6 protein-coding genes and 3 pseudogenes are annotated in these 5344 nt (G+C 46.2%); 6 read left to right on the top strand and 3 right to left on the bottom strand.

Features of this window, described 5'->3' with window-relative positions:
- Positions 1-134: 134 nt before the first annotated feature.
- The 4 genes and pseudogenes from AB1466_04785 (at position 135) to AB1466_04770 (ending at position 2556) form a co-directional block, all read left to right on the top strand.
- Positions 135-370: pseudogene (locus tag AB1466_04785) on the top strand (four helix bundle protein).
- A 142-nt stretch (positions 371-512) separates the two neighbouring features.
- Complete coding sequence (locus AB1466_04780; protein MEW6189410.1) at positions 513-1010, top strand: 3-isopropylmalate dehydratase small subunit; 498 nt, start codon at positions 513-515, stop codon at positions 1008-1010.
- A gap of 101 nt (positions 1011-1111) precedes the next feature.
- Positions 1112-2113 carry an isocitrate/isopropylmalate dehydrogenase family protein gene (locus AB1466_04775; protein MEW6189409.1) on the top strand — a complete coding sequence of 334 codons (1002 nt, stop codon included), beginning with the start codon at positions 1112-1114 and terminating at the stop codon, positions 2111-2113.
- 278 nt (positions 2114-2391) lie between these two features.
- Positions 2392-2556 (top strand): annotated as a pseudogene (locus AB1466_04770) (ABC transporter ATP-binding protein).
- Positions 2557-2668: 112 nt separating this feature from the next.
- Here the strand turns inward: AB1466_04770 and AB1466_04765 are convergent.
- The 3 genes and pseudogenes from AB1466_04765 to AB1466_04755 form a co-directional block, all read right to left on the bottom strand.
- Positions 2669-3766: an ABC transporter permease gene (locus tag AB1466_04765; GenBank protein MEW6189408.1), complete on the bottom strand. Its 1098-nt coding sequence runs from the start codon at positions 3764-3766 to the stop codon at positions 2669-2671.
- 8 nt (positions 3767-3774) lie between these two features.
- Positions 3775-4008, bottom strand: coding sequence for a hypothetical protein (locus AB1466_04760; protein MEW6189407.1), 234 nt, complete (start codon positions 4006-4008; stop codon positions 3775-3777).
- 314 nt (positions 4009-4322) lie between these two features.
- Positions 4323-4553: pseudogene (locus tag AB1466_04755) on the bottom strand (ABC transporter ATP-binding protein).
- 314 nt (positions 4554-4867) lie between these two features.
- Here AB1466_04755 and AB1466_04750 point away from each other — a divergent pair.
- Complete coding sequence (locus tag AB1466_04750) at positions 4868-5125, top strand: metalloregulator ArsR/SmtB family transcription factor (GenBank protein MEW6189406.1); 258 nt, start codon at positions 4868-4870, stop codon at positions 5123-5125.
- A gap of 50 nt (positions 5126-5175) precedes the next feature.
- The coding region (locus AB1466_04745) for a permease (protein ID MEW6189405.1) at positions 5176-5344 on the top strand (169 nt) is incomplete at its 3' end.

Below are 5344 nucleotides of genomic sequence, written 5' to 3'. Positions count from 1 at the left end.
TGGGAAACCCAGAGAGCTTCATCTACCTATGTTCACCAGCTACCGCAGCCGCTTCAGCTATCGAGGGAAAGATCACTGACCCTCGAGAATACCTCTAGTTGGGAGTTAGGAGTTAGTAGCTGGGAGGGGAAAGAATGCAGTTTGAGTTCGAAAAATTGGAAGTATATCAGAGATCAATTAAGTTTGTAGATTTAATTTATAAATTAACGAATAAGTTTCCAAAGACTGAGCAGTTTGGGTTAGTGAATCAGCTGCGAAGAGCAGCCTATCCATAGCATCGAATATCGCTGAAGGAGCAGGAAGATACCATAACAATGAGAAAAGACAATTTTACCGTATGTCACGCTCATCGGTGCATGTGTCCCTTTAATTTGCATATCTTTTAATCAGAATTATTTATCACACGACGAGTATCAAATTTGCTACCGAGCGTGCATTGAGCTTGCTAAGATGATAAGTGGCTTAATTAATTCACTACCAACTCCAACTAACAAACTTCCAACTGGTGGGTTATGAAGCTTAGGGGAAGAGTCTGGAAATTTGGAGATGATATAAGCACTGATCTAATTGCGCCAGGGCGATACTTTCACCTGCGAACTAACCTACCTGAACTGGCCAAACACGTTTTGGAAGATGCCGATCCCAATTTTGCCAAGAAGGTGAAGCCCGGTGACCTCATTGTGGCGGGAAAAAATTTTGGGCTTGGCTCGAGCAGAGAACATGCGGCGGCCATAATCAAGCTAGCTGGCGTTGGTGGTGTACTGGCAAAGTCCTTTGCCCGAATTTTTTACCGCAATGCCATAAATGTTGGACTCCCGGCGCTTATCTGTGATACGTCACGGATTGATCAGGGAGACGAGCTTGAAGTGGATATAGAGGAGGGAAAGATAAGGAATCTAACCAAAGGAATCATGATCGAGACAAAACCATTGCCCAAGGTGATGTTGAATATACTTGAAGACGGAGGGCTCATTGAACACTTCAAAAAGCACGGTAAGTTCAAACTGTAGTCGGTAGTGGGGAGTGGGTAGTCGGGAGTTTTATGGAAAAGTTTGATTTAATTAATTCACTACCACTCCCGACCAGAGACTCCCGACTTGAGGTGGGTCATATGCGTACAGTAATTCTGATTCCCGGTGACGGGATTGGTCCGGAAATAACTGAGGCGATGAGACGAGTGGTGGAAGCCACTGGGGTTTCCATCGAATGGGAGGTTGTCCAAGCCGGTGCGAATGTGGTGGATAAATGTGGGACACCTTTACCTGAACATGTCCTGGAGTCGATCCGTCGAAATAAGGTTGCCATCAAAGGACCGATTACCACACCCGTGGGGACCGGTTTTCGCAGCGTCAATGTGGCATTGAGGAAGGAACTCGATTTGTACGCTTGCCTGAGACCCGCTTTTTCTCTGGAGGGAGTGCCATCCAGATACAGCGATATCGATCTCGTGGTGGTTCGGGAAAATACGGAGGATCTCTATGCAGGGATCGAACGGATGGCGGATGAGGATACGGCTGAGAGCATTAAAAGGATCACCCGTAGGGCCTCTGAGCGCATTGCCCGATTTGCCTTTGAGTACGCCCTAAGAGAGCACCGCCGCAAGGTCACCGCGGTCCATAAAGCAAACATAATGAAGTTCAGTGATGGTCTATTTTTAGAATGTGCCAGAAAGGTTGCCCAGGATTATCCTCAAATCGAATTCGAGGACAGAATAGTCGATAACATGTGCATGCAGCTAGTTCAAAAACCCGAAGTATATGACATTCTGCTCTGTCCAAATCTATACGGGGATATACTCTCCGACTTATGTGCTGGTCTCGTTGGAGGTTTGGGCATAGTGCCCGGAGCGAACATTGGAGAGAGGTGCGCGGTCTTTGAACCTGTCCATGGAAGTGCTCCCAAATATGCGGGACAGAACAAGGTCAATCCCACGGCGATCATTCTCTCCAGCGTCTTGATGCTCAAGCACATGGGGGAGAAAGAAGCAGCCGATAAAATCTTCAACGCAACCGCTGGAGTAATCAAGGAAGGCAAGACGGTTACCTACGACCTGGGGGGTACCGCTTCCACCTCTGAGATGGCAGACGCCATCATTCAAAAAATCACCCTGTAGGGGGTCATCTATGAAAAAGCCGATCATGTCAAGTAAATTTTTGCCAGATAGCCCTTCCTGTCCCGCGGCCTCTTCTGGACCAGTTTTTCAGTCATCTATCCGTGTTCTTATGGCACATGATTTATTTGGAAAGGAGCTGGATCCTTTCAGACCTTGAGCCTTTTTCTTTCAGGCTTTGACCCAGCAAGTTTGCCAGCCCCGATCCGTCTCATCCTCCCTGATCTTCTCTTAATATCCTTAAAGGCTTGTTTTTCCTTGAGCATATGATAGATGCAGGTGAGCCAACCATTGGACTCGATCCACAGGGCATGAGGGAAATGCGTGAGTTCATCAGAGCTCTTGGGGATGGAGGAAAGACAGTTTTTTTATCCAGTCATCTACTCTACGAAGTTGAGCAAATTTGTGATAGAGTGGCTATCCTTAGAGAAGGTAAGGTTATAGCCTATTGGATATTTTGGTTTAAGCGAAACATTCCCCAAATCGAAGCATCAGAGAAAGACCTAGCCATGAAAAAAAATCTAGAACTTAGGATGGCTTGATTCATTTGCCAACGGATTAATCAAATCCAAGGCCTCTTCTAAAGGCTATGGTTCCCATGAGGAATGAGAGAACCGCCCAGCCTGAGACGATGAGAAATTCTGTGGAAACCATGTTAAATTCAGCGCCAGTGGTGATGATGCGTCTTGAGGCTTCAAGAGCGTAGTAGAAGGGAAATGCTTTAGCGAAGTTCATCATAATGGGGTGAAGGTTCTCTATGGGAAACCAGGCACCTGAGAGCATGGCCATGGGGACCAGAAATATCCAGCAGACGGGTTCAGCCTGGGCTTCGCTCTTGGCAAAAGCTCCAATTGTCATGGCGAATCCGATGCAACAGACTCCGATGAGGAAAAAGAAAATGAAGGCCAGAGCAAGATTTCCGTAGATCCTTAATCCCATGAGGAAGGCCACGACTAGATAAATTATCACCAGAATTACGGTTACCAGAATCATGGGCAAAGAATAACCGAGGAGAAAGTCTACAGACCTTGTGGGAGTGGTGAACAGGCGGGGAAGAAATCCCTTTTCTTTATCGGCAACTATGGTTCGAGCTAGGGTGGGAATAAGAATCATGAGCCCAAAGATCACGATACCCGGAACCAGAAAATGAAGGTACTCCGGCTTCACCTCAGGCTTTGTTCCCTGGCGTTTCATATCCAAAGGGGTTTCAGTGCCCATGAATTTGAGAGCTATCCCTTCCACAATGGCAATTGCCCGCTCTGGCAACCATTGCTTAGTCTCATCGTAGGTTACCTCGAGGGAAATTTTTACTTTTCCACCGCGGCGGTTTGTCTCCACTGCCGAGCCAAATCCCTTTGGGATGAGGAAGAAACAGAGCAATTCGCCATCTTTTAATTCCTTTAAAGCTTTGGAAGTATCGCGATGAGAGGAAACTTCGAGGTCTTCAATCTCATTTAAAACCTTTACAAAGGCACGGGAGGTGGAAGTTTTCTCTTTATCCACCACTCCGATGTGGGACTTGCTCATATGCTCCTCGCTAAAGGCGAAACCAAAGATGAGCATGAACACAAGAGGCATTCCCAGGAGGAAACCCAAAGCTACGGGATCCCTCCACAATTCCTTGAAATTTCTCTTAGCGAATTCCCAGAATCTCATCTTATCACCTAATCTCTCAGTCTCTTTCCGGTGATGCGCAAGAATACGTCCTCAAGAGTGGGTTCCTCTCGAGCTGCTGAGGAAACGGAGACATTTCGAGAATAAAGGAAATCCACAACCTCCTTGAGATCAAGATCGTCCCGAACTATCTTCAGTTCACCTGCTATCTCATCCACGGTCCCATACTCCGCTTTGAGTTCTTCCAAGATATCTTTGCTCAAACCCTTAGTTGAAACCGTCAATACCCCCGTGTCTGCAAATTTTTTCTTAAGTTCATTGGGAGTCCCTAGTGCTACGATCTTGCCGCTGTCGATGATGGCTACTCTGTCGGAGAGGAAGTCTGCCTCTTCCATATAGTGGGTGGTGAGAAGGATGGTCTTTTTGCCTTTGAGACTTTCGATGTATTCCCATATCGCTCTTCGAGATTGAGGGTCAAGTCCCAGGGTGGGCTCGTCCAGGAAGAGAATCTGTGGATCGTGGATGAGAGCGAGGACGAGTTGAGTCTCCTTTTCATTCCTCCAGAGAATTTCCTCACTTGATCCTTAGCTCTGTCCAAAAGACCAACTCTTTCCAAAAGCTCCTCGGAGCGCCTCCTTATTTCCTTTGAGCCTATCCCGTAGATATTTCCAAAAAGGCTCAAGTTCTCCCAGGAGTTAAGTCTTTCCGAGAGCACCGTTTCCTGTGGAGAGACGCCGATATGACTTTTTACCTTTTCTGGCTCCTTAAGGACATCATACCCTGCGACTCTCGCTGTTCCCTTTGTTGGCTTGAGAAGGCAGCAGAGCATATTTATCGTTGTGGTCTTTCCCGCACCATTGGGACCCAATCGAGAAAAGCTCCCCTTCTCTTATCGTAAGATCGATTCCATCCACTGCCCGAAGTCCGTTAAATTCCTTGGTTAGTTCGAAGGTCTGCACCGCAAAATTGTCACTCATTTTCCTGTACCTTTCCTATTTTTGCATGAGTGTTACTTAATTCTTGAGGTTATCATTTCACTTATAATTTAACAAGGTGATTTCAGATGATAAATGCCGGGGAACGTAAACGTATCTTGAAGGAAAACAAGCTTGGGTTGATAAAAGAGTTAGCGCGAGTGTTAAGATCATAGCGGATGAGAACCGCTTAAAAATTCTTTCCCTCCTCCTTAATCGAGGTGAGCTTTGTGTCTGTAAGATTATTGATGAACTCGATTTGCCTCAATCATTGATCTCCCATCACTTGGCGATACTCAGGGATATTGGATTGGTGAACAGCCGGAGGAAGGGAAGATGGATTCATTATTCAATTAACACCAAGACTCTGGAGGAGCTAAATGCCAAATACCTAACTTTATTTGGACGTAATCCGGATCAAAGATGAAATCCTTAAGGGTTTAAAGAATAGGCACCGAAAACCGGTGCGGAATAGGGGTGGCTTTTATTATCCTCTGGGTTGCGCCTGCGTCAAAGATCCTCGCTCTTATTTTCTCGGGGAGTATCGTAGGAAGCAAGATGGTCATTTCAAGGATAATTTCTGCTCTACTTATGGCCTTTGTTGTTGGTATGGTAATGAGCTTCGCTTTTAAAGAAAGAAAAAGGC

The sequence above is a fragment of the Actinomycetota bacterium genome, assembly GCA_040755895.1.
Taxonomy (GTDB): Bacteria; Actinomycetota; Aquicultoria; order Subteraquimicrobiales; family Subteraquimicrobiaceae; genus Subteraquimicrobium.
The sequence above is the reverse complement of the archived record's forward strand: the minus strand, read 5'-3'. Positions and strand labels throughout refer to the sequence as shown.